At 69.4% G+C, this 22,536-nt stretch carries 21 protein-coding genes; 13 read left to right on the forward strand and 8 right to left on the reverse strand.

Annotation, left to right across the window (positions count from 1 at the left end):
- Window positions 1-135 precede the first annotated feature (135 nt).
- Complete coding sequence (locus ACIRRA_RS10015) at window positions 136-729, forward strand: TetR/AcrR family transcriptional regulator (protein ID WP_402765564.1); 594 nt, start codon at window positions 136-138, stop codon at window positions 727-729.
- Between the two features lie 54 nt (window positions 730-783).
- The gene (kstD, locus tag ACIRRA_RS10020) at window positions 784-2,463 is read left to right on the forward strand and encodes a 3-oxosteroid 1-dehydrogenase (protein WP_402765567.1); all 1,680 of its coding nucleotides are present in this window, start codon (window positions 784-786) and stop codon (window positions 2,461-2,463) included.
- A gap of 70 nt (window positions 2,464-2,533) precedes the next feature.
- Here kstD and ACIRRA_RS10025 read toward each other — a convergent pair whose 3' ends face one another.
- Window positions 2,534-3,250 (reverse strand): SDR family oxidoreductase, encoded by a 717-nt coding sequence (locus tag ACIRRA_RS10025; protein WP_402765569.1) that lies wholly within the window; start codon window positions 3,248-3,250, stop codon window positions 2,534-2,536.
- Between the two features lie 106 nt (window positions 3,251-3,356).
- Between ACIRRA_RS10025 and ACIRRA_RS10030 the strand changes: the two genes are divergently transcribed.
- Window positions 3,357-4,211, forward strand: coding sequence for a LysR family transcriptional regulator (locus tag ACIRRA_RS10030; protein ID WP_402765572.1), 855 nt, complete (start codon window positions 3,357-3,359; stop codon window positions 4,209-4,211).
- A gap of 80 nt (window positions 4,212-4,291) precedes the next feature.
- Entirely contained in the window at window positions 4,292-5,413 is a 1,122-nt protein-coding gene (locus ACIRRA_RS10035) for a DUF5685 family protein (RefSeq protein WP_402765575.1), read from the forward strand.
- 94 nt (window positions 5,414-5,507) lie between these two features.
- Here ACIRRA_RS10035 and ACIRRA_RS10040 read toward each other — a convergent pair whose 3' ends face one another.
- Window positions 5,508-5,927 (reverse strand): hypothetical protein, encoded by a 420-nt coding sequence (locus tag ACIRRA_RS10040; RefSeq protein ID WP_357003256.1) that lies wholly within the window; start codon window positions 5,925-5,927, stop codon window positions 5,508-5,510.
- A gap of 160 nt (window positions 5,928-6,087) precedes the next feature.
- On the opposite strand from ACIRRA_RS10040, the gene ACIRRA_RS10045 reads away from it, so the two are divergent.
- From ACIRRA_RS10045 to ACIRRA_RS10065, 5 genes are all read left to right on the forward strand, one after another.
- Entirely contained in the window at window positions 6,088-8,439 is a 2,352-nt protein-coding gene (locus ACIRRA_RS10045) for a galactose oxidase-like domain-containing protein (RefSeq protein WP_402765578.1), read from the forward strand.
- 37 nt (window positions 8,440-8,476) lie between these two features.
- Window positions 8,477-9,253, forward strand: a complete 777-nt coding sequence (locus ACIRRA_RS10050) for an enoyl-CoA hydratase-related protein (protein WP_402765581.1) — start codon at window positions 8,477-8,479, stop codon at window positions 9,251-9,253.
- A gap of 89 nt (window positions 9,254-9,342) precedes the next feature.
- The gene (locus tag ACIRRA_RS10055; RefSeq protein ID WP_402765584.1) at window positions 9,343-9,831 is read left to right on the forward strand and encodes a hypothetical protein; all 489 of its coding nucleotides are present in this window, start codon (window positions 9,343-9,345) and stop codon (window positions 9,829-9,831) included.
- A 5-nt stretch (window positions 9,832-9,836) separates the two neighbouring features.
- The gene (locus ACIRRA_RS10060) at window positions 9,837-10,958 is read left to right on the forward strand and encodes a sensor histidine kinase (RefSeq protein ID WP_402765587.1); all 1,122 of its coding nucleotides are present in this window, start codon (window positions 9,837-9,839) and stop codon (window positions 10,956-10,958) included.
- Window positions 10,925-11,581: a response regulator gene (locus ACIRRA_RS10065; protein ID WP_402765589.1), complete on the forward strand. Its 657-nt coding sequence runs from the start codon at window positions 10,925-10,927 to the stop codon at window positions 11,579-11,581. Before ACIRRA_RS10060 ends, ACIRRA_RS10065 begins: the two co-directional genes overlap by 34 nt.
- Before the next feature lie 166 nt (window positions 11,582-11,747).
- Here ACIRRA_RS10065 and ACIRRA_RS10070 read toward each other — a convergent pair whose 3' ends face one another.
- Complete coding sequence (locus ACIRRA_RS10070) at window positions 11,748-12,572, reverse strand: TIGR02452 family protein (RefSeq protein WP_402765592.1); 825 nt, start codon at window positions 12,570-12,572, stop codon at window positions 11,748-11,750.
- A 119-nt stretch (window positions 12,573-12,691) separates the two neighbouring features.
- On the opposite strand from ACIRRA_RS10070, the gene ACIRRA_RS10075 reads away from it, so the two are divergent.
- A complete protein-coding gene (locus ACIRRA_RS10075) occupies window positions 12,692-13,054 on the forward strand; it encodes an ACT domain-containing protein (RefSeq protein ID WP_402765594.1) in 363 nt (120 codons plus the stop codon).
- Window positions 13,055-13,318: 264 nt separating this feature from the next.
- Window positions 13,319-13,693 carry a BlaI/MecI/CopY family transcriptional regulator gene (locus tag ACIRRA_RS10080; RefSeq protein WP_402765596.1) on the forward strand — a complete coding sequence of 125 codons (375 nt, stop codon included), beginning with the start codon at window positions 13,319-13,321 and terminating at the stop codon, window positions 13,691-13,693.
- Window positions 13,694-14,101: 408 nt separating this feature from the next.
- Here ACIRRA_RS10080 and ACIRRA_RS10085 read toward each other — a convergent pair whose 3' ends face one another.
- The 4 genes from ACIRRA_RS10085 to ACIRRA_RS10100 all read right to left on the reverse strand — a co-directional run bounded on the left by ACIRRA_RS10085 (window position 14,102) and on the right by ACIRRA_RS10100 (window position 20,407).
- A complete protein-coding gene (locus ACIRRA_RS10085) occupies window positions 14,102-16,414 on the reverse strand; it encodes a thiamine pyrophosphate-dependent enzyme (protein WP_402765599.1) in 2,313 nt (770 codons plus the stop codon).
- 258 nt (window positions 16,415-16,672) lie between these two features.
- Window positions 16,673-17,227 carry an exonuclease domain-containing protein gene (locus tag ACIRRA_RS10090; RefSeq protein WP_402765602.1) on the reverse strand — a complete coding sequence of 185 codons (555 nt, stop codon included), beginning with the start codon at window positions 17,225-17,227 and terminating at the stop codon, window positions 16,673-16,675.
- A 126-nt stretch (window positions 17,228-17,353) separates the two neighbouring features.
- Window positions 17,354-18,133: an META domain-containing protein gene (locus ACIRRA_RS10095; RefSeq protein ID WP_402765604.1), complete on the reverse strand. Its 780-nt coding sequence runs from the start codon at window positions 18,131-18,133 to the stop codon at window positions 17,354-17,356.
- A 105-nt stretch (window positions 18,134-18,238) separates the two neighbouring features.
- Window positions 18,239-20,407 carry an acyltransferase family protein gene (locus tag ACIRRA_RS10100; RefSeq protein WP_402765607.1) on the reverse strand — a complete coding sequence of 723 codons (2,169 nt, stop codon included), beginning with the start codon at window positions 20,405-20,407 and terminating at the stop codon, window positions 18,239-18,241.
- 250 nt (window positions 20,408-20,657) lie between these two features.
- Between ACIRRA_RS10100 and ACIRRA_RS10105 the strand changes: the two genes are divergently transcribed.
- Together ACIRRA_RS10105 and ACIRRA_RS10110 are read left to right on the forward strand one after the other, a co-directional pair.
- Window positions 20,658-21,128: a VOC family protein gene (locus ACIRRA_RS10105; RefSeq protein WP_402765609.1), complete on the forward strand. Its 471-nt coding sequence runs from the start codon at window positions 20,658-20,660 to the stop codon at window positions 21,126-21,128.
- A 20-nt stretch (window positions 21,129-21,148) separates the two neighbouring features.
- A complete protein-coding gene (locus ACIRRA_RS10110; RefSeq protein WP_402765612.1) occupies window positions 21,149-21,904 on the forward strand; it encodes a MerR family transcriptional regulator in 756 nt (251 codons plus the stop codon).
- 55 nt (window positions 21,905-21,959) lie between these two features.
- Here the strand turns inward: ACIRRA_RS10110 and ACIRRA_RS10115 are convergent, their stop codons facing one another.
- Window positions 21,960-22,451, reverse strand: coding sequence for a hypothetical protein (locus ACIRRA_RS10115; protein WP_402765615.1), 492 nt, complete (start codon window positions 22,449-22,451; stop codon window positions 21,960-21,962).
- Window positions 22,452-22,536: the final 85 nt, after the last annotated feature.

The following is a 22,536-nucleotide window of genomic DNA, read 5'->3' on the forward strand; positions in this document are numbered from 1 at the left end:
AATCGCGGGCGAGTGATCGCCGAATCTTGCTGGTCAGGACCTTTTCGCATGCTGCCCGCATGGCTGACAGGCAGTCCCTTCTTGACAGTAACTGTCATATCGGCAGATACTCGCTGTAACGAAGGAGGGCGACGAATGTCATTGCGGGAGCGGCAGCGCCGGCAGGTGCGCGGCGAGATTCAGCGGGCGGCGTACGAGTTGTTCGCGGAGAAGGGCTTCGGGGAGGTGACGACCGAGCAGATCGCCGCCGCGGCGGGTGTGTCGGCCAGTACCTACTTCCGGCATGTGCGGAGCAAGGAGGATCTGCTGCTGGATCCGGTCCGCGAGGGCGGGTCGGGAATCGTCGCGCTGCTCGAGGAGCGCGACGGCGACGAGCCCGCGGATGTGGCGCTGGCGCAGTCGATTCTGGCGCGTTCCACCGCGCTGGCCCCGGCGGAGCTGGAGCAGTGGCGGGCCGCGTTCCGCACCGCTCCGCATCTGCTGGAGCGGGTGGCTCTGATCACCCCGGAGCATCGGACGCGCCTGGTCGAGCTGGTCGCGCAGCGGATGGGCCGGGATCCCCAGCGGGACAGCACTCCGGGTTTGCTGGTGCATCTCATGCTGGCGGCGGCGGAGTTCGGTTACCTGCAGTGGCTGCGTAATTCGGCGCAGCCGGAGATGTCGCTGGCGGTGTGCGTCGAAGGCGCGCTGGACGCCGTGACCGGGGAGCGCTGGCGGAGCGACGGCTGAAAGCGGTTGGCACGCAGGCAGATAGCTACAACAGAACACGAAGATAGAGGAAACATGCAGCAGGACAGGGCAACTGACGAGATATTCGATCTGATCGTCGTGGGGTCGGGGGCGGCGGGTATGGCCGCGGCGTTGACGGCCGCCCACCACGGACTGTCCACGGTGATCGTCGAGAAGGCGCGGGCATGGGGCGGATCCACCGCGAGATCCGGCGGCGGAGTGTGGATTCCGGGTAATGCTGTGCTGCGCCGCGACGCGCCCGCCGATGACCCCGAGGCCGCACGAGCCTATTTGAAGCACATCGTCGGTCCCGGGGTGCCGCCGGAGCGGATCGACACCTTCCTCGATCGCGGGCCGGAGGCCTTCGACTTCCTGGCCGCGCACGCGCCGCTGCGCATGCGATGGGTGCCGGGCTATTCCGACTACTACCCGGAGGCGCCCGGTGGACGCGGCCACGGCCGCTCCATCGAGCCCGTGCCCTACAACGCCACCGGACTCGGTGCCGAATTGGACACGCTGGAGCCCGATTACGTGAAGGCGCCGAAGAACGTTGTGCTCACCCAGGCCGAGTTCCGGCAGCTGCATCTGGGCCTGCGCAATCCGCGCAGTCCGCTGGCGGCCGTGCACGTCGCCGGGCGGTGGCTGGCGGCGGCCGTGCTGCGCCGGCGCGTCCTGACCCGCGGCCAGGCCTTGAGCGCCATGCTGCGCGCGGGTCTGCTGGAGGCGAATGTGCCGCTGTGGCTGGACACTCCGCTGGTGGACCTGCGCACCGAGGACGGCCGGGTCACGGGCGCGGTGGTGCGCCGGGACGGGCGCGAGCAGGTGCTCACCGCCCGCCGGGGCGTGGTCATCGCATCCGGCGGCTTCGAGCACAACGAGGCGATGCGCAAGCAGTACCAGCGCGAGCCGATCGGCACCGACTGGACCGTCGGCGCGCAGGCCAATACCGGAGACGGCATTCGCGCGGGCGAGAATGCCGGTGGCGCGGTGGAATTCATGGCCGACGCCTGGTGGGGTCCGTCCATTCCGCTGCCCCGGGTGGCCTGGTTCTGCCTTGCCGAGCGCAATCTGCCGGGCAGTATCGTCGTCAACGACCGCGGCGAGCGGTTCATGAACGAATGCCTGCCCTATGTCGAGGCCACCCACCGCATGTACGGCGGCGAGCACGGGCAGGGTGCGGGTCCGGGCGAAAACCTGCCCGCCTGGCTGATTTTCGACCAGCGCTACCGCAACCGCTACCAGTTCGCGGGTGTCCTGCCGCGTCAGCCCCTGCCCGGCCGCTGGTTCAAGTCGGGCGCGCTCACCCGCGCCGACTCGCTCCCCGAACTCGCCGAGAAGATCGGTGTCCCGGTCGAGAAGCTCCGGGCCACCGTGACCCGTTTCAACGAATTCGCCGCCGCCGGTACCGATCCCGACTTCGGCCGCGGTGACAGCGCCTACGACAACTACTACGGCGACCCGCGCAACCGTCCGAACCCGAATCTCGGTGCGCTGGAGACGGGTCCGTTCTACGCGGCGAAACTGGTACCGGGCGACCTCGGCACCAAGGGCGGCCTGAGCGCCGATGTCGACGGCCGGGTGCTGCGGGCGGACGGTTCGGTGATCGAGGGCCTGTACGCGGCCGGCAATGCGAGCGCTCCGGTCATGGGCCACACCTACGCCGGTCCCGGCGCGACCATCGGCCCCGCTGTGGTCTTCGGTTACCTGGCGGCCCGCCACGCGGCAGGCCGGTAGTCCCGGTGCCGACCGGCGCACCGCTGGGGGATCCGTCCGGTCCCGCGGCGGTGCGCCACCGACTTCCGGGTCAGGCCAGGACCGCGCCGCCGTCGAGGGGCAGGACGGTGCCGGTGGCGTGGGGCTGGGTGAGGAAGAAGACGAAGGCCTGCGCGATATCGTCCACTTCCGCGATGCGGCGCAACGGCGTCGCGGCCGCGGTGTCGGCATAGAACTGCTCGCGCAGCTCCTCGGGGAAGTTCCACAGCGGCGACCGGACCACACCGGGCATGACCGCGTTCACCCGGATCGGCGCCAGTTCCACCGCCAGCGCCCGGGTCAGGGTCTCGATCGCGCCGCACACGCTGGAGGTGACCGTTGAACCCGGAACGGGGCGCGGCCCGGCGGTACCGCTGGTCAGGGTGATCGACCCGTCGGCCCGCAGCCGCGGCGCGGCCGCCTGCACCGCGGCCAATACGCCGAAGTACCGCAGCTCGAAGAACTTCCGCGCGGCGTCGAGATCCAGATCGGCCAGCGGGGAGAGCAGCAGCGGCTCGCCGGCGGTGTAGACGAGGTGGTCGAGCGCGCCGAGTTCATCGAACAGCGCTCGAATCCGGTTGGTGTCGTTGAGGTCCGCGACCACGCCGGTGACGCCGGCCGGGAGTTCGGCCACCGCGCGGTCCACGTTCTCCTGGCGGCTGGAGACGACGGTGACCTTCGCGCCCTGTGCGGCGGTCGCGGCGGCGACGGCGTAGCCGATTCCGGAGGTGCCGCCCAGGATGACGACGTGCTGTCCGTCGAGAGACATCGGATTTCCTTTCGGGGAAGTCTGCGTGTGTGCCTCTCCACCTTGGGTTTCGCGACCCTCTCCCGTCCAAGACCTATACCGCCGCCTGTAATACCCTGAAGGCATCATGAGTGATGTCGATCTGCGCAAGCTGCGTTACTTCGTGGCGGTGGCCGAACACCTGCATTTCGGCCGCGCGGCCGAGCAGCTCTTCATCGCGCAACCGGTGCTGTCTCGCCAGATTCGCGCGCTCGAGGAGGAACTGGGCGCGCAGCTGTTCGCCCGCGATCGCCGCGGGACCGCGCTGACGGCGGCGGGGGAGCAACTGCTGGCCGACGCCAGACCGCTACTCGCCGCCGCGGAAGCCTTGCAGCGCCGGGTGATTCGGGCCGTCGAGGGGACGCAGCGTTTCACCGTCGGCTTCATGCCCGGTCTCATCGTGACCGCCGCGGTGCGGACGCTCACCGAGCGTCACCCCGGCCTCACCGTCGATCTGGTACGCACCGGCTGGTTCGACCAGGTCGAGGTGATCCATGACGGCCGCGTCGACGTCAGCGTGGTGCGGCTGCCGGTGGACCCGCACGGTCTCGTCGTGCGCCCGCTCTACACCGAGCCCCGGGTCGTGGTGCTGCCCGCCGACCATCGCCTCGCGGGCAAGGACGCGGTCGTCGTCGGCGATCTCGCCGACGAGCACCTGCTCCAGGACCCGGACATGGTCCCCGAATGGAGTGCGGTGGCAACCGAATTGCGCACCGATCGCCCCGCCGTCCCGGTCTTCCACAGTGTGGAGGAGAAGCTCGAGCACGTCGCCGCGGGCTGGGGCATCATGTTCCTGCCGCTGTCGGTGGTGACCTTCTATACCCGCCCGGACATCGCCTACGTCCCGGTTCCCGACCTCGCGCCGCTGCAGGTGAGCCTGGCGTGGTCGTCGGCACGCCCGGTTCCGCTGGCCGAGGAGTTCGCCGTCCTTGCCGCCCAGTGAGATTCGATCCATGCCGTCCATTTCGGGGGTGATCTCGATTCGGGGCGACGAATGCCGCGTGAGCGGTTACCGTCGATGGTGTGTTCGGCATCATCAGGCCCTGCCGTCATCGGCTGGGCGAGGAACTCGGGCGGGCCTGGCTGGCGCAACTGTGCGGACTCTGTCTGGCACTGCGTGACGACCATGGTCAGAGCGCCCGCATGGCAACCAATTACGACGGGCTGATCGTCTCGGCCCTGGTGGAGGCGCAGTCCACGGCGCCGCCCACCCGCCGCGCGGCCGGGCCCTGCCCGCTGCGCGGCATGAAGCGCGCCGACGTCGCCACCGGCGACTGCGTCCGGCTGGCCGCCACGGTCTCGCTGGTGCTGGCCGCCGCCAAGGTGCGCGATCACGTGGCCGATCACGACGGCGTGGCGGGCGCGGCCGGATTCCGGCCCGCCGCCCGGCGCATCGCCCAGCGCTGGGCCCGGCAGGGCGAATCCACCGGCGCCGGACTCGGTTTCGACACCGGCGTGCTGGTCACCGCGGTGGACCGGCAGGGCGAGGTGGAGGCCGCGGCCGCGATGGGCACCCCGCTGCTGGAGGTCACCGAACCCACCGAGACCGCGACCGCCGCGGCCTTCGGCCACACCGCCGTCCTGGCGGGACGCCCGGGAAACCAGGCAGCGCTGTCGGAGGTCGGCCGATTGTTCGGCCGCATAGCGCATCTCGTGGATGCCGTCGAGGACCTGGATGAGGATCTCGCGCACGGAAAGTGGAATCCACTGGCCGCCACGGGAACCGAGGTTACCGAGGCGCACCGATTGTGCACCGATGCTCTGCTGGGTATCGAATTGGCCTTGGCCGACGTGGAATTCACCGATGGACGGCTGATTCACAAGCTGCTGAAGCACGAGCTGAACCGGTCGGTGACAAGGACCTTCGGCGGTCCCGCGCACACCTGCGCGAATCACGGTGCGGCCACCGCGCCGCTGAGCCGCCGGCGTCGCCGTGGTCCGGGGCCGGGCCCGTGGGGTCCGCCGCCGCCCGGCTACGGCCCGCCTCCGGGCTACGGCCCGGGTCCCGGCTACTACGGTCCCGCCCCGCGGCGCCGCGGTGGCTTCTGCCTGCCGTGCTGTGAGGGCTGCGTCTGCTGCGGCGAGGGATGCTGCTGTTGTGAGGAATCCTGTTGCTGCTGTGAGGAAACCTGCTGCGACTGCTGAGTCACCGCGAGGGGCGGGCACTGCGGATTGCCCGGCCCTCCCGGCCCGATGAACCCGCCACCTCCGGGTAGACGGCTCACCGATGCCGGATCGGCTAGCTGGAGGCGGAGGCGGAGCCGGTCGAGAGCAGGCTGCTGCCGCTCGCGCTGCCGCTGATCAGATTCGACAGGCCCGAGGAGCCGGTGTTCGTGGTGGTGGTCTGCAGGGTCCAGGTGCCGCAGCCGCTGGTGAAGAAGGCGACGTCGGTGGGCTTGATCTCGACGGTGACGGTGCCGTTGACCGCGCCGCCGGCCTGGATGGTGGCGCTGGCGTCGGGGGTGATGGCCGACAGCCGCGCCCAGGCGCACACGGTGGCGGCCGTCGTGGTCTTATAGACACCGGGTTGGATGTCGACGCCGACCTTGAAGGTGGCATCGGTGCTCATGCTGGTGCCGACGGCATTGGCGGTGCCGGTGGAGGCCAGGATGGCTGCCGCGGTGAGTGCGAGGCCGTTGGCCCAGACTGTCTTTCTCATGATGTGTCCTCAAGGGTGTGAAACGAGAGCGTTTCGGAGAGTAATGGGTGCCCGGGTCGCCGGGGTGCGTTTTCCGTAACCTGGCGCGAATGGGCATCCGGACTATCCGGACATCGGACACGGGATGCCGAAATCGCCCCAGGCCGCCATGATTGCTTGTGTGGCAGGACAATTCGTTCCCATCCCGGACTGGTTCTCACAGGACAACCAGGATTGCGGTCTCGCCGTCGTCGATCTGAGCGGCGACGGCACCCTCGACGCGGTGGTCCTCATGGTCGACAATCCGCCAGGTCAGAACACCGGAAACTATCGAGTCGGCCACGCCCTGGCCGCTGACGGCACCGTCCGCGAGTGGGGCCCCTGGCTACAGGTGCCCGACTGGTGGGGCTGGGAGAACCAGGGCGCGGGCATCGCCATCGCCGACCTGAACGGCAACGGCCGCCCGGACATGGTGGTGTTCCTCGTCGACAACCCCGTCGGCCAGAACCAGGGCTACTACCGCATCGGTCGCGACCTCGCCCCCGACGGCACCGTGACCGGCGGATGGACTGCGTGGCAACAGATTCCGGACTGGTACGGCTGGGAGAACCAGGGCGCCGACATCTGCCTGACCCACCTCGACGGGCAGCCGGTCCTGGTCGTCATGACCGTCGACAATCCGGTCGGGCAGAACAGCGGCCAGTTCCGCCTCGCCAAAGGCCTCGGCGCGGACGGCTCCGTCGCGGAATGGACGCCGTGGCTGGCGATTCCGGACTGGTGGGGGTGGGAGAACCAGGGCGCGGGCATGACCGTCGCCGACCTGGACGGGGACGGGCGGCCCGAACTCATCGTCTTCACCATCGATCACCCGCAGAACGGCAATGCCGGGCTCTACACCATCGGCTGGGGCCTGGACGGCACCGGGCACTGCGTCGACGGCTGGAGCCGCTGGTCGCACGTGCCGGACTGGGGCTTCTGGGAGAACGAGGGCGCGGCGGTCGCCCTGCTGCCCGGTGCCGGTGGCCTGCCGCAGCTGGTGGTGTGCGTCATCGACCATCCGCAGGGCGGCAATGCCGGATACCTGCGCGTGCTCGACCTCGACACCGATCTGGCCACCGCGGACACCCAGGGCGCCTGGCGCATCCTGGATTTCGGCACCGAGATCAATCCCGTGCACGCTGCCCTGCTGCACACCGGCGATGTACTGTTCTTCGCCGGATCCGGTAACGACCCGGATCGGTTGAACGCCCACGACTTCCGCACGCGGGTGTGGCACTACCCGAATCCGGGGCTGGACGCGCCCGCGACGCCCTTCGACATGTTCTGTTCCGGGCAGGCGTTCCTGCCGGACGGGCGGCTGCTGGCCGCGGGCGGGACCGAGCAGTACGACCCGTTCCTCGGGCTGCGCGACGCGTTGCTGTTCGACCCGCAGTCGCTGACCTGGAACCGGCAGCCCGATATGGTCTCCGGGCGCTGGTATCCGACCCTGGCCGCGCTGAAAAATGGTGCGGTGGTGGCGGTCTCGGGCCTGGGGGAGGACGGGTTCCTGTCCGAGACGCCCGAGTTGTTCGACCCCGTCACACTGACCTGGTCGAAACTGCCTGTGCCCGGGCCCATTCCGACGTACGCGCACCTCATACTGCTCGCCGACGACCGGGTGTTCTACACCGGCGGGCAGTTCGGCACCAACAACGGCATGCACCCCGCGATCTGGGACACCGCCACCGGCGCGGTCACCGAGGTGCCGGGGCTCGTCGATCCGGAGTCGCGCAGCCAGTCCACCAGCGTGCTGCTGCCGCCCGCGCAGGCGCAGCGGGTCATGCTGATCGGCGGCGGCAGCGTCGACCCGCACGGTCCCGGCATGGCCTCCGCGGACACCCGGATCGTGGATCTGAGCGCGGCCGCTCCGGCGTACCAGGCCGGTCCTGCCATGGCGTATGCCCGCATGCACGTGTGCGCGGTGATCCTGCCGGACCGCACGGTCCTGGCCGCGGGCGGTTCGGGCATGGAGGAGATGGCGGATTCGGTACCGCCGCACGGCGAGATCTACGATCCGGTCGCCGGAACCTGGTCGCCCACCGCGCCGGAGCGGGTGGCGCGGCTGTACCACTCGGTGGCGCTGCTGACACCGGACGGCAAGGTGGTGACCGCCGGATCGAATCCGCTGCGCAAGACAGAGGAACTGCGCATCGAGATGTTCTGGCCGCCGTACCTGTTCAAGGGTGCCCGGCCCGAATTCCAGATGTCGAGCGGCACAGCGGAATACGGTGCGACCCTGACACTCACCACCACGACCGCCGTGCGCGAGGCCAGCCTGCTGCACCCCACCTCGTGCACCCACTCCTGCGACAACAACCAGCGGCTGATCGACCTGCCGATCACCTCGGCCGCGCCCGGCGCCCTCACCGTCGCGCTGCCCTCGAACCCGGCGCTGGCCCCGCCCGGCTGGTACCTCGTGGTCGTGGTCGACACCGACGGGATTCCCTCGACCGGGCAGTGGCTGCACCTGAATCCGGCGCCCGCACCCGTGTGACCCGCGAAAGGCGGTACTCCGCACTACCGTGGATGGCATGACCGCGGAGTACCGCCACCTGCTCGTGAAGCGCGACGGCGACACCGTCACCGTCACCATGAACCGTCCGGACCGCCGCAACGCGCTGTCCGCCGACCACCTGACCGAACTGCTGGCCGCGTTCCGCGCCGCGGGCGACACCGACGCCACCGGCATCGTGCTCGCCGCGGCCGGGCCGGTGTTCAGCGCGGGCCACGATTTCGCCGATGTGGCCGCCCGTGACCTGCTCGGCGTGCGCGACCTGCTCACCCTGTGCCAGCAGGTCATGACCACCATGGAGACAGTGCCGCAGGTGGTGATCGCCCGCGTGCACGGGCTGGCCACCGCGGCCGGTTGCCAGCTCGTCGCCTCCTGCGACCTGGCCGTCGCCGCTGACTCCGCGGGCTTCGCCCTCCCCGGTGGCAAGGGCGGCTGGTTCTGCCACACCCCGGCCGTCCCGGTCGCCCGCTCGATCGGCCGCAAACGCCTCATGGAGCTGGCCCTCACCGGCGACGTCATCGACGCCCGCACCGCCGTCGACTGGGGTCTGATCAACTACGCCGTACCCGACGCCGACCTCGACGACGCCGTCGCCGACCTGCTCGCCCGCGCGACTCGCGGCAGCCGCGCCAGCAAGGCGCTCGGCAAACGCACCCTCTACGCCCAGCTCGATCGCCCCGAGGCCGACGCTTACACCCTCGCCCGCGAGGTCATGGCCGCCGCCTCGCAATTGCCCGGCGCCCGTGAGGGAATGGCCGCCTTCCTGGCGAAGCGCCCGCCCGTATGGCCCGACTGACCGGCATGTGGGTGGCGGGGGCGGGAAACCCACCCGGTCTCCACCCTGGGGTGGTGGGTGGAGGCGGCTCGCGGGGCGACCGTAGAGGCATGAACTTGCAGAATGCGGTGGTCGACGGCGCGGTGGCGGTGCTGGTGATCGGATGGATCATGTACCGGCAGACCCAATGGCAGGTCCTCGACGCCAATCGGCTCTGGCGGGGACCGATCATTCTCGGGCTGGTGGGGTTTCTGCTGATGAAGTCCGTGGTCACCGGCGGCGGCCTCGGGGTGATGTCGGTGGCACTGCTGGCCTTTTCTGCGGCGCTGGGTGTCGGGATCGGCGTGCTGATGGGCGTGCTGTCGCAGGTGCGCCGGACCGCCGCGGGATTGGAGGCGCGGACCGGGTGGGCCGGATCGCTGCTGTGGCTGGTGCTGCTGGTGGCGCGCATCGGGGTGGACGTGGTCGCGCACCTGGCCGGCGCGGTGGCCGTCACCTCGGTCGGGGCGATACTGCTGGTGGTTGCGCTCAATCGGGCGGGCCGGGCGCTGGTGCTGGCCCGGCGTGCCGAGCAGGCGCACCCGGTTGCGGCACACTGAGACCGATGTCCATCATCGACCCACCCTCGAGCCTGTCCAGGCTGCTGCGCCTGGTCGGGCTCGTCGCCGTGGTCTCCTCCTCGGCGAGTATGGCCCTGTTCCATCGGCCGTGGGTGGCGGCGCTGGTGGTGCTGTCGTGGCTGGGCTGGGCGGCGTGGGTGGTGATGCCCGCACGGCAGTGGCGGCGGGAACGAATCTGCCTGTGCGTCATGGCCATCGGTGGGGGATCGACCGTCGCTCAGTCGGTCGGCTCCGGAATCACCGCCCTGGCCACGGTATTCATCGCCCTCGGCCTGCTGAGCGCGCCGGTGTGGTTCGGTCTGGCGATCGCGGTGTCCACCTCGGTGCTGATGTGCGTCTCCATCCTGGTGGACGGGGCGCGTCCGGGGGCGCTGGTGGGATTGCTGGTCGGTGTGGTCGTGGTCGGCCTGGCGGGCTGGAGTCGCCGCCAGGCCCGGGTCGGCGCGGAGCGCAATCGGATGCTGGTGGAACAGAATCGGATCATCCGTGAGGAAAGGGACCGGGCGGCCGCCCTGGCCGAGCGCGGGCGCATCGCCCGCGACATCCACGACGTGCTCGCCCACACCCTGGGCGGTCTGGTGCTCCAGCTCGACGCCGCGGACGCACTGCTGGAGGCGGGGGAGACGGACCGAGCGGCGGAGCGGGTCAAGGCCTCCCATCGGCTGGCGGTGTCCGGGCTGGCCGACGCTCGCCGGGTGGTGGGGACGCTGCGGTCGGGCGGCTTCGACGCGGCGGCCGAACTGCGCCGGGTGGTGGAGGAGCACCGCGCCGCCGGCGGACAGCTCACCGAACGATTCGATGTCACGGTGGATCCGGCGAACGAGCAGGCGGCGGTGGCGCTGACCCGCGCGGTGCAGGAGGCGCTCACCAATGCGCGCAAACACGCACCCGGGCAACCGGTTACGCTCACGCTGCGCGGCAGCGGCGCGTCGCTGGAGGCAGTGGTATCGAATCCGCTTGCCGCGCACCGGATGCCGCTCGGCAGCACGGGATCGGGGGCGGGACTGCTGGGCATGCGGGAGCGGATCGAGGCGGCGGGCGGCCTGCTGTCCGCAGGAAAGGAGGAGGATCGGTGGACGGTGCGAATCCTGCTGCCGCGGAAGTGATCACGGTGGTGGTGGCCGACGATCAGACCACGGTGCGCGACGGGCTCACCACGGTGCTGTCGCTGCTGCCCGATATGCGGGTGGTGGGGGAGGCCCGCGACGGCGCGGAAGCGGTCGAGCTGGTACGGCGGGTGAAACCCCGTGTGGTGCTGATGGACCTGCGCATGCCCGGCATCGACGGCGTGGCCGCGACCGCCGCCGTCACGGCCCAGTATCCCGAGACGGCGGTCCTGGTGCTCACCACCTACGCCGATGACGCCTCCATTGCGGGCGCGCTGCGGGCGGGCGCACGCGGCTATCTCACCAAGGACGCCGGTCGCGCGGAAATCGCCGCGGCCATACGATCCGTCGCGAGCGGTCACACCACCCTGGCCGCCGATGTGGGCCGCCGCCTGCTCTCCGCCCTCGACGCGCCACCCGAACCGCCCGCCGACCTCACCGACCGCGAGCGGGACGTGTTGCGGCTGATGGCGCAGGGGCACAACAACTCCGAGATCGCCAAGGAGCTGTTCATCGGCGTCAGCACCGTGAAAACGCACATCAATTCGCTGTTCGCCAAGCTCGGCGTCCGCGATCGTGGCCAGGCCATCGCCTACGCCCATCGCACGGGTCTGGCCCGCTGAGCGCGGGGGCGGGGCTCCCGGCCCTCAATCGACTATCTGAGTCTGTAGATATTGCAATCTGAGCATGGATTGTCGATATGGCACCGCTGCCGCGACACCCGGACGATGAACCTGTTCGGAACAAGCAGCCGAGAAGGGTGGTGCCCGCCCTCGGACTTCGTCGCGGCTAGGGGGAAACCGCTTGGCCGAAGCGGGCTTCGAATGCGGCGCGGTTGGCAGAGGCGGGGGAGCGGTCCCAAATGGCGAAGACGACGCGGTCGAAGGCGGCGCCGTGGATCTGGAGCGCCTCGTCGAACGCCTCGGCGACCTCGTTCGGGTCATTGCGGAACACGCCGCATCCCCATGCGCCGAGGACCAATTCGCTGACGCGCTCGTGGGCGGCGACGGCGAGCACCCGTTCGGCGCGGGCGATCAGGATCTCGCGGACATCGACCCGTCGGCCGGAACGGTTCGCCAGTGCACCGGCGTTCGGGGCGGGCGAGGTCAGGAACGAGGTGGTGAAGGTGTGTGCGGTGAGCGCACCGCGGTCGTCGCGGATGACCGGGACCTCGCGGGAGAAGATGACGCGATGGCTGTAGCGCAGGTCGTCGGATGCGCGATGGGCCTCGTAATAGCGGGGCGTCTCGAGCAGGCAGCGGTACAGCAGGGCGCTGCGGCACAGGTCTTCCTCCTGGGCGCGCGCACCGCGGAGGTAACCGCCGCCGGGGTTGCGGGCGGAGGCGAAATTGAGGACGGCGATGGCCTTTCCGCCCTCCTCGTGTAGCCGGCGCGCGGCCTGCATGCTGCCTTCGGCCGTGACCTCGGGGCGTCCGGCGAACGGTCCGAGGTCTGGGTTGTAGAGCTCCTCGCCGGGTTCGAAACAGTGGGTCCAGGCGCGGGCCTCGGACAGCGCATCGGTGATGTCGACGAGGGTTCCGTCGGCCGCGCGATAGGTGCCGAGGGCGGCGATCCGCTCGTTCTCGACGGCGATTTGCTTTGGGCTGGTACTCATTTCAGCGACCATACGGGCCGGGCCGGAGGATGGCATCCGAATTTTAGTCGCGGACACCAATACTGGGCTGTCGCGGTGCGAGCAACGGATTTGTCCGACCGTCCGCCTACGATATCGCCATGACCGGCTCCCAGCGTTTGCGGATCGTCCCGTCGCAGTTCGCGGTGGATCATCTGCCGAATTCCACTTTCCCGGAGGATGACGAGTGGATCGCCCTGGTGCGGGCGCCGGAGGGGCTCACCGTGATTCGTGAGGCGCCCGCGTGGGCGGAGGGTGAGGCCTGGAAGGGTTTCTACGGTGTCGACGCGGGCAGCCTGAACGCGCCCGGCACGCTGGCCGCTTTGATCGGGCCACTCGCGGAGTCGTCGATCCCGGTGTTCGTCGCCTCCACCTACCATGCGGATCTGGTGCTGGTTCCCGCGCATCGGCTGGAGGAGGCGTCGGCGGCACTGCGTGATGCGGGGCATCGCATCGCGGACTGACGCTGCGTCGTTGTCGGCGAGCGGGGGCTGTCGGGTGTGAGAAATGCCGGTCCGGCGTTGTCCCGCTGTCCGGTTGCATGTGACGGCCGCCGGGTGCACCATATTACTGTCTACGTACGTAGAACGTATGAGCGGGCGCGTCCCCGGCGCCCGGCGCGGCTTGAGTCCATACCGGCGATCACCCTACGATCGGGTGCGCACCAGGACAGTAGGCCGACACGCGATGCGGAATCGGCCGAGCCGTGAGGTGAGGAGACGTCAGACGTGAGTGCGCGAGGCTTCGGAGACCTGGAAGCGGTCGTCATCGAACGCATCTGGGACCGCTCCGGCAAGACGACGGTCCGGGAATTGTTCGACGAGCTGGCCGGCGAGCGCGACATCGCTTACACCACCGTCATGTCCACCATGGACAATCTGCATCGCAAGGGCTGGCTGGAACGCGAACGCGTCGGCAAGGCCTACCGATACTGGGCCACCTTGAGCCGCGAGGAGTACAGCGCCCGCCTCATGCGTGAGGCGCTGGGTAGCGGCGGTCGATCGGATCTGGTGCTCGCGCACTTCGTGGAGCAGATGAGCGCCGAGGAGTCCGAGGGCCTGCGGGCGGCCCTGCGCAAACTCGCGCGCTCCAAACTGAGCTGACCGGAGGGTCTGCGCGCCATCTCGAATCCCACCGCTGCGACCGGTAGTGGCGTGCTGCCGTGCGCCGGCCGCGGGTTCGGCGTATCGGGTGTCCGATTGCGCAAACGGGGAACAGCGAAATCCGGTGTGTGACAAGGTCGATGATGATCGCCAACGTCACGGTCCAGGCCGGCACGGTCGAGGCCATGGCCGTCAGTCAGGCTGCCACCGCGATCCGCGGCGCGGCGCCCTCGGTGCTGAGTCGGCGCAGCAGCCGGGGTGCGAGCACGGCCACAGCGAATCCGGACAGCAGCAGACAGACGGCGACGCTCATGCCGGCACCCGCGATCGCGCTGCTCGCATCCGATCTCCTCCCGTGGAATGGGCACGAGAGTAGAGGGCAAAACTGCGGGCAGGCTTACTCTGTTGTCACTGCGGAGCGGTCAGCAGCGTGTGGGCGGCGGCCTCGATCGCCGCCTCGTCCAGCAGCACTGCCGCGGCGGCCGGACCCAGCGGCACGAAGCTGTCGGCACTGGTAACGCGGGCTACGTGGCCCTCGAACCCGGCGTCCAGCAGCACCGCGCACACCGCTTCGGAAACGCCTCCGCTGCGGCGGGTCTCATCGGCGACGAGCACCCGGCCGGTAGCGCGCGCATGTTCGAGCAGATCCGCCGCCGGCAGCGGCGCCAGCCAGCGCAGGTCCAGCACCCGCGCGTGAATCCCCTGCGCGGCCAGCCGTTCCGCCGCCCGCAGGCTCATCGGCACGCCATTGGCGAAGCTCACGATGGTGAGATCCGTGCCGGTGCCGTATACCCGGGCGTGCCCGATCTCGGCATGGCGTACACCGGAAATCGGCGCCAGCCAGCCGCCGTCCCCGGCGCCATACAGGTCGCGGGTGTGATAGAGCGCGATCGGCTCGAGGAACACGCACACCCGTCCGTCCGTCCGTGCCGCCGACAGGCACGTGCGCAGCATCGCCGCCGCATCATCGGCCCGGGCCGGCGCTGCGATCACCAGGCCGGGGATATCCCGTAGCGCCGCAAGGGAATTGTCATTGTGGAAATGCCCACCGAACCCCTTCTGGTAGGCCAGTCCCGCGATCCGCACCACCACCGGATTCCGGTACCGCCCACCCGAGAAGAACGACAGCGTCGCCGCCTCCCCCCGCAACTGATCCTCCGCATTGTGCACATACGCCAGGTACTGAATCTCCGGAATCGGCACGAACCCCGCCAGCCCCGCCCCCAGCGCGGTCCCCAGCACACTCTGCTCATCGAGCAGCGTGTCGAAAACCCTTCGCACCCCGAAACTCTGCTGCAACCCCTTCGTCACCCCGTACACCCCACCCTTACGCCCCACATCCTCCCCGAACACCAGCACATCCGGATCGCGAGCCAGCAACTCCGCCAGCGTGTGATTCACGGCCTGTGCCAGGGTGAGCGGCTCGCCGGAAACCGATGAAAGAGGCGCTGCCGACGAGATACCCTGCACTGCAGCCTGTTTCGCGGATGCGGCGGCGTAGGGTCGCGTAACGGAGGCCGGGGCCGATATCGCACCTGCCGCGTCCTCGGCGGCGGCAGCCGGACCGGCGGTCTCGGTGGCCGAGTCCACGGCAGCCGCGGTCGGGCGTGTGACATCGGCGGTGCGCAGGGCGTCGGCGCGGACCAGAGCCGGGTGGGCAGGGGCGAGCGGGGCGGTGATCTCGGCGGCCGAGTGCAATTTCGGTTCGTGCCAGGCTGCTTCGGCGGCCTTGGCGACCTGGTCGCCGATCTCGTCGTAGCGCCTGGTGATCGCGGCGGGGGTGGTGACGCCGGTGGTGATGAGCAGGCGGGCGGTGGCGGTCACCGGGTCGCGGCGCAGGTCGGCGGCGATGTCGGCGGGGCGGCGGTAGGCCGATTCCACATCGGAGCCCGCATGACCGAGCAGCCGTACGGTGCGCAGGTGCAGGAAGGCGGGTTTCCGTTGTGCGCGTATGTGATCCGCGGCCGCGGTCGCCGCCGCCAGTGCGGCGGGCAGGTCCGTGCCATCGGCGTCGAAGTACGCGAGTCCGGGCCGGGATCCGTAGGCCTGCTCGATCCAGGTGCGCGGAGTGGGCACGCTGATGCCGAGGCCGTTGTCCTCGCACACGAACAGGATCGGCATCGGTACGCCCTGGTGGGCGGTGTGGATCGCGGTATTGATCGCCCCGGCGGCGGTCGAATGGTTGGCCGACGCGTCGCCGAAGCTGCACACCACCACCGCATCCTCGGGCCACTCGGTGTGCAGGCGCAGCTGCGCGGCCCGGTCGAGGGCGAAGGCCAGGCCGACCGCGCGCGGCAGGTGCGAGGCGATGGTGGAGGTCTGCGGAATGATGTGGGCGGGCTTGCTGCCGAAAACCTTGTGCCGCCCACCGGAAATCGGGTCCGCGGCCGCCGCCGCGACACCCAGCATCACATCGCGGAGCGGATCCAGGCCGGGCACCTGCCGGGCGCGGTACACGAAGAACGCGCCGGACCGATAGTGCAGCAGCGCCGGATCGGTGACCCGCAGCGCCGCCGCCACCGCGACATTGCCCTCGTGCCCCGACGAACCGATGCTGTAGTACCCGTGCCCCTCCCGGGTGAGCCGCCGCGCGGCCAGATCCAGCTGCCGGGACGCGGCCTGGGCATCGAACAGTTCCAGGCACCGCGCGCCGGTCAATCCGGTGGCGGCGTCGATCGGTTCCCGGTGCGCGCGAGCCGCTCCCGGTGTCGTCGCGGCCACCTCCGCGCGAAACCACTGATCCAGCTCAGCTTCCCGATCGTTGATGACGCCCTCCCATATTTCGAGTTCGCCGGGACCTCAGCGTAGGTGTGACACAGCGCGATCAGCGGCAATATCGGATCTGTCGGCCGGTCTGTCCAGAGTGCCGGGCGTCGACCCGCCGCGGGCATATTTCCACCATATTGGTGATCTGTTCGGAAGTGTTCCAGGTGATGTCGGTGGTGGGCCTGCGGACTTCCGAAGACGCGGCCACCACGCTCAGCGCATCCAGGCGTCGTGCGCCAGCATGTCGGCGATCAACGCGGCGATGTTCCAGGCGTCGTCCCCGCCGCGATGGTGAGTCCCCTCGAGGGGTAGCCCCGCCAGCCGCAATGCCCCCGCCATCCCGTACCGCCGCTTGGTGTCCCGCGCGACCGAGAAGGCCAGCTTGGCATTGGTGTGCCTGCTGCCGAACGGGTACCGCACCCCCATCACCTCGCACTGCGCGGTGAACTGCTTGCGGTCGTAGTCACCCCAGCTCGCCCACGGCCGCGAATCGGCATGAAATTCGGTGCGCAGCAACTCGCACGCCTCGGCGAACCCGATTCCCGCCCCCACCTGGTTCGCCGTGAGTGTGGTCAGTTGTGTGCAGAACTCGCTGACCGTCGAATGCTCGGGCCGCACCAGGATGCTGTGCTTGCTCACCCGCTCGCGGGTAACTGTATCGAGGACGCACAACCCGATCTCGATGATCTCGTTCTGCTGTCCCGGCGGATTGTGCCCCTCCCAACAGGTGGCCTCCACATCCACCACATTCAGATATCTCTCGTTCATGCAATCGGACGCTAGCGCCCGGACAGCGCCGAGCGACAACGGTTTTCGGCGGCGATCACCCCGGCGGCCGGCTGGGCGGACGAGCCGGTTCACCGGATCCGGCAAAGATCCGATCCCAGGCGTTTCTCACTCCGCGCGCAGTTTCAATCCGGTGTCGTTGCCGGCGTTGCGGAGGGTCAGTTCGTTGGAATCGATGGCGGCCTTGGTTTTTCCGTCCAGTGCTTGCAGCACCTGCTGCTCGACCTCCATGACCTGCGGGTCGCACATCATGCGGGTGGTCGCGATCTGGAAGGTGACATTGTCGTCGTCGATCTGGGCCGTGCCGGTCATGGTGTTGCAGCCCGCGCTGCCCGAAACCTGGCCGTCCGGGGTGATGGTGAGGGCGGGGCGGACCTCGTCGAGGGTGGCCGAGTGGACCTCGGCGTCGGGGCGCAGCAGGGCGGTCACGATCCAGGGCGTGCCGATCAGCGGTTTGTCCGGGTGGGCGGCCTTGCGGTCGAGCATGGTGACGGTGGAGCCGTTGCCTTTCAGGGTGAGCGCGTCGCCGGCCAGCGTCCAGGTCGGCTGGGAGCGCAGCAGGCCGTCCTGCCAGCCGTCCGCGCCCGTGAGATCGCCCGGGCATGCCATGAGCGTGGTCGCCATCTCACCCACCTGGATGGTATTGCCTTGCAGGTCAACGGGTCCGGTGGCGGTATTGCAGCCGGAGGTGGCCGAGATGCGCCCGTCGGCGAAGGTCAGGGTCAGCGGCCCGCCACCCGGGATCGGGGTGCCCGCCACCGCGGTCGAGACGAAGGAGCGGCCCATGAGCGAGGCGGGCGGTATGTCGTTGACGCCGCCGTTGGAGAAGCATCCGGCGGCGGTCACGGCGGTCAGTGCGAGCAAGACCCACGGACGAGTTGCTGGCATATGCCCGATCGTACGGCGATCGGACCGGCATCCCGAGCGCCGACGCGAGCGTCTGTCCGATCGAGTCGGCGCCGGCGGCACCGCCACTACCCAGCCCGAAACGGCTCAGCCGTGGGCGAGCGCCTGGTCGGTGAACGCGCCGATGGCCGGTCCGAGTATCCGGGCGTAGCTGACGGTGAGATGGTTGTCGTCGCGGTACACCAGGGTATTGCCGACGATGAGGGGACAGCGGGCGGCAGTGCAGAACAGGGAGGTGAGGTCGGCGTACTGGCCGCCTCCGGCGACGGCTGCTGTCTGCTCGGCCACGACACCCGCGTCGTTCACCGCGACCGGTCGCTCGGGGGTACATGCCAACGCATCGTCGATGTGCTCGGACAGGCACGCCGGCACGGTGGTGTGCGGATCGGGGATCGGCCCGAGAACGAGGACGGCCGAGCCGATCGCGCGCAGCTGGGCAACCAGGCGGGTCAGGCCATCGATCCAGGCACGGTCGTAGGAGACGAAGCCGAAGTCTCCGCCATAGCGTCGGGACATACTCACCACAATCAGCCGTGGGCGTTCGCTCCGCAGCCGGGTCAACACCTGGCCGCGCCATTGCTCGCATTCGGTGTACTCCCGGTCCAGATAAGGACTCGTAATGGGCAGGTCCAGCAGTGGGCAGGTGACCTTCGCCATGGTTTCCAGCCGCAAGCCCCGCGCCGCGGCGATCGGCTCCAACGCCGGACTCCACATCGCGGCGTGCGAATCACCGACCAAGGCCACCGTGGTGGCCGAGTCCGGATTACCCGAGGCACACTCGGGCTGGCCCACATCACGCCAGGAGCGCACACACCCATTGATGAACACGTCTGCCTTGTCGCCGGACGCGTCGCCGAGGGAGGGGGTGAGATTCGAAGGGATAGCCCGGATCTCGGCCGAGGCGGCGACCGCCGACTGAGTTTGTGTCACCAGCTGCCGAACCGCCTGGTCGCGGGGGTCGGCGGCAGGAGTGGACGGCGCGGGGGGTGCGACGAGGGTGAGCGCCGGCGCCGACATACCGTGGCCGACCGGGGCGGGGACGAGCACGAGCAGTACCACCGCCACACCGATGGCGACCGCAGTGCACGCGCCGCCGCAGGCGAGGCTGAGCCCGCCGGAGCTCCGCAACAATGCGGCGAAGCGGACCGGATTCTCGACCGACCAGTGCGTCAGCAGGGCAAGTCCGCCGGCCATCACCACCGCGCCGAGTGCGCCGACTCGCCCGAGCGGGTGGCCGAGCGCCAGGGGCGCCAGCAGTAACACGGGCCAATGCCACAGATACCAGGTGTATGACAGGCCGCCGATCGCCCGCACCCGGGCCGGAGCCAGTAGCCGGCCAACCCCGAATCGTGGTTCGGCACAGCCGGACACGATCATCGAAGCCGCGCCCAGGACAGGCAGCAGCGCCGCGGCGCCGGGATACGGTGTCCTGCCGTCCAGCTGGGTGCAGGCCGTGACGATCAGGACCAGGCCGATCCATCCGACGAGCACGGCCACCGATTTCGGCAGCCGGGACCATACGACGGCCGAGAGCGCCACCATGCCGCCGACCGCCAGCTCCCAGGCCCGAGCGGGCAGCGAGAAGAAGGCCCATGGCGGCAGCACCCGGGTCCACACCAGCGAGATCGTGAACGAGGCGGCTGCGACAACCGCGAGCACGATCAGGTACGGCACCCGCGTGGCCGATCCGGTTCGTCGCCGCCGGACGAGCCAGGCCGTCGTCATGATGACCACCGGCCACAGCAGATAGAACTGCTCCTCCACACCGAGTGACCAGAACTGCTGAAACGGCGACGGCGGCGTATCGGCGGCGAGGTAGTCGGTCCCGTGCAGGGCGAGCCGGTAGTTCCCGGCGTACAACGCGCTTGCGATCCCGTCGCCCAGGACCTGGCGGGCCTGCAGCGGCGGCAGCAGCACCGCCGCGCCGATCGCGGTGGTGACCAGGACGATGCTCGCCGCGGGCAGCAACCGGCGAGCCCGTGCGCCGTAGAACCGGATCAGCTCGATAGTGCCGGTGACTGTTGCCTCCCGGCAGAGCATTCCGGTGATCAGGAAGCCCGATATCACGAAAAAGACATCCACGCCGACGAATCCACCACCGAGCCCGGGCGTACCCGCATGGAAGAACACGACGGCCAGTACCGCGACTGCTCGCAACCCTTCGATATCGGGCCGAAATCCCGCCCGGGGCGGCGATACATTCTGAACCCGGTCTGCCTGCCGATTTATCAATCCGCTCCCGGCCGTGTCCGTCATGGGGCTGCATTGTTATCGATCGGGTCGGCCATGTCACCGCGACTCTCCGGGTGGCCTGGTTTGTAGCCTCGACTTCGCACCATCGCCGTGCGGCCCGGTGTCGATCGCCCTGCCACGGCCGGGCCGGATGCCTGGACACCGCTGTTCTCCGTCTCGTGGAGGACATGCCGGCGGTTTACTCCGCCCACGCCTCGCCCTCCGGTGGCGCCGAGTTGACCTTGCCGCTACGTCAACCCATAGCGTCGAGGCCATGAGCGAGCACGCCGGACCGGCCATCGACCGGACCATCTACCCCATGCCCATGTTCGCCACCTTCCGGGTGCGCGACCTCGCCGCCGCGACCGCCTGCTACGAGGCCGCCGGATTCATTGCGCTGGCAACCATTCCCGGCGCCGACGGCACACCCGTCCTGGTGCACCTGCGGCGGATGAAGTACCAGGACCTGCTGCTGGTCCCGGGCGAACCGGCGCCGGGCAGCACGACTGTCACCTTCGCCGCCGGCGGCACGGACCTCACCTCACTGGCGAAAACCCTGCGGGAGCGCGATCTCCCGGGCCTCGGCGTGGCAGGTCCCGCGGACACCGCCTGGTACACCACGGATGTCACCCTCGACGACCCGGACGGCAACCGGGTCATCTTCACCGCACCCCGCGAGGCCGAGATGGACCGGGCCAAGGAGTGGGCGGCGACCTTCGAGGGCGACTGGGTCGGCAAGAATTAGCGACGAGACGGGAGGGCTTTGTGGAGTGGACGATTCGGCAACTGGCCGACAGCGCCGGCGTCACCAGCCGCACGCTGCGTCACTATGACGAGATCGGTCTGCTCCCGCCCGCTCGGGTCGGCCACAACGGCTACCGCTTCTACGACGCCGATTCGGTGGCACGGCTGCAGCGCATCCTGCTGCTGCGCGAGCTCGGCCTGAGCCTGCCGGTGATCGCCGAGGTCCTCGACCGCGAACATGATGCGGACAAGGCCCTGCACACCCATCTGCGGTTGCTGGAAGACGAACGCGCCCGCCTCGACGAGCGCATCCGGACCCTGCGTCACACCCTCGACGCGCGCGCCGGGGTCGACGGATCGCTGCAGATGATGCTGGAGGGCTTCAACGACCCCTACCGCGACGAGGTCGTATCCCGCTGGGGTGAAGACGCTTTCGCTGTGAGCAACGAGTGGTGGCACGGCAAGTCGTTGCGGGAGCAGCGGGAGTGGAAGCGTGACACCGACGATCTGATCGCGTGCTGGATCGCCGCCCGCGAGGACGGGTGCCCCCCGGACTCCGAGCGCGCGCAGGCGCTGGCCGCACGGCACGTGGCGTGGTTGCGGGCCATCCCCGGAACGCCACTGGCGGAGGGTGATCGGGAGCGCTCCATCGCCATGATCGGCGGGCTCGGGCGGATGTACGTCGAGGACGAGCGCTTCGCCGCCGCCTACGGCGGGCCCGAACACGCTGCCTTCGTGCGTGATTCGCTCGACGAATACGTCTGCCGGACACTGTGAAGCCCTGCCGCGCCGCGAAACGCGTGCCCGGCAGGGCTTTTCACGCAGGTATGGTTCAGCTGCCGTAGACCTGGCTGGAATTGAACGAGAACTGGTGTCCCATCGAGGCGCACTGCACCGCGCCGCGGTAGCCCTGCGTGCACGTCGCGCCCGCGTAGCTGATGCTGGCCGGAGACCACATGTCGCCACTGAGCGGCACCGCCTGGTTGCCGCCGGGCCGGGTGTGGCCGGTGCCGCCGCTCCATTCCGGATGGGCGGGCCAGGCGGCGTTGTCGATGATCGCGGCCGGGGCGTACGGCACCGGATAGGCCTGGCCGGTGGGCCCGGCCAGCGACACGTACATCAGTGCGCCCGCCGGGTTGATATCGCAGCCGACAACGCCATTGGCGGCGATCGAACAGTTGAAACCACCGATATTGAAGAAAGCGGTGTCTCCGACGAGGAAACCCGACGGATCGGTGGGGTCGGCGGAAGCGATGCCGGTACTGAGGAACAAGGCGCTCCCGGCCGCGGCGGCGAGCAGGACAGATCGAGCCTTCAACGTCATGAATCCCTCTCCTGTGATGAACGACCTTCGACAGCTGATCATGTGCTATTCGTATCAGCACTGGTCAGCGGATGTTAAACAGTCG

This window comes from Nocardia sp. NPDC101769 (genome assembly GCF_044766925.1).
Lineage (GTDB): Bacteria > Actinomycetota > Actinomycetes > Mycobacteriales > Mycobacteriaceae > Nocardia.

Excerpts from the sequence above, each read along its gene's own strand:
- ACIRRA_RS10025 (WP_402765569.1), bottom strand. The coding sequence starts at position 3,250 with ATGTCTCTCGACGGACAGCACGTCGTCATCCTGGGCGGCACCTCCGGA.
- ACIRRA_RS10100 (WP_402765607.1), bottom strand. The coding sequence starts at position 20,407 with ATGACGGACACGGCCGGGAGCGGATTGATAAATCGGCAGGCAGACCGG.
- ACIRRA_RS10015 (WP_402765564.1), top strand. The coding sequence starts at position 136 with ATGTCATTGCGGGAGCGGCAGCGCCGGCAGGTGCGCGGCGAGATTCAG.
- ACIRRA_RS10090 (WP_402765602.1), bottom strand. The coding sequence starts at position 17,227 with ATGAACGAGAGATATCTGAATGTGGTGGATGTGGAGGCCACCTGTTGG.
- ACIRRA_RS10070 (WP_402765592.1), bottom strand. The coding sequence starts at position 12,572 with ATGAGTACCAGCCCAAAGCAAATCGCCGTCGAGAACGAGCGGATCGCC.
- ACIRRA_RS10075 (WP_402765594.1), top strand. The coding sequence starts at position 12,692 with ATGACCGGCTCCCAGCGTTTGCGGATCGTCCCGTCGCAGTTCGCGGTG.
- ACIRRA_RS10095 (WP_402765604.1), bottom strand. The coding sequence starts at position 18,133 with ATGCCAGCAACTCGTCCGTGGGTCTTGCTCGCACTGACCGCCGTGACC.
- ACIRRA_RS10050 (WP_402765581.1), top strand. The coding sequence starts at position 8,477 with ATGACCGCGGAGTACCGCCACCTGCTCGTGAAGCGCGACGGCGACACC.
- ACIRRA_RS10060 (WP_402765587.1), top strand. The coding sequence starts at position 9,837 with ATGTCCATCATCGACCCACCCTCGAGCCTGTCCAGGCTGCTGCGCCTG.
- ACIRRA_RS10040 (WP_357003256.1), bottom strand. The coding sequence starts at position 5,927 with ATGAGAAAGACAGTCTGGGCCAACGGCCTCGCACTCACCGCGGCAGCC.
- kstD (WP_402765567.1), top strand. The coding sequence starts at position 784 with ATGCAGCAGGACAGGGCAACTGACGAGATATTCGATCTGATCGTCGTG.
- ACIRRA_RS10115 (WP_402765615.1), bottom strand. The coding sequence starts at position 22,451 with ATGACGTTGAAGGCTCGATCTGTCCTGCTCGCCGCCGCGGCCGGGAGC.
- ACIRRA_RS10030 (WP_402765572.1), top strand. The coding sequence starts at position 3,357 with ATGAGTGATGTCGATCTGCGCAAGCTGCGTTACTTCGTGGCGGTGGCC.
- ACIRRA_RS10105 (WP_402765609.1), top strand. The coding sequence starts at position 20,658 with ATGAGCGAGCACGCCGGACCGGCCATCGACCGGACCATCTACCCCATG.
- ACIRRA_RS10055 (WP_402765584.1), top strand. The coding sequence starts at position 9,343 with ATGAACTTGCAGAATGCGGTGGTCGACGGCGCGGTGGCGGTGCTGGTG.